This window comes from Haladaptatus sp. AB618 (assembly GCF_024136965.1).
Lineage (GTDB): Archaea > Halobacteriota > Halobacteria > Halobacteriales > Haladaptataceae > Haladaptatus.
Map to the genome: position 1 here is coordinate 1 of NZ_JAMYJX010000040.1, position 226 is coordinate 226.

1 protein-coding gene is annotated in these 226 nt (G+C 62.8%); it reads left to right on the top strand.

All coding sequences use genetic code 11. The features are described from left to right. The coding region (locus NKF26_RS24015; protein ID WP_369682193.1) for an oligopeptide/dipeptide ABC transporter ATP-binding protein at positions 1-226 on the top strand (226 nt) is incomplete at both ends.

The following is a 226-nucleotide window of genomic DNA, read 5'->3' on the forward strand; positions in this document are numbered from 1 at the left end:
TCACCCACGACATGGGTGTCGTCGCCGAACTGTGCGACCGCGTGAACGTGATGTATCTCGGGGAAATCGTCGAGCAGGCCACCGTGGACGACCTGTTCCACGACACCAAACATCCCTACACCAGGGCACTGTTGGACTCGATGCCCCGTCCCGACCAAACCGTCGATGAACTGACGCCGATTCGGGGCGTCATGCCGGAAGCCATCGACCCGCCCCGAGGCTGTCG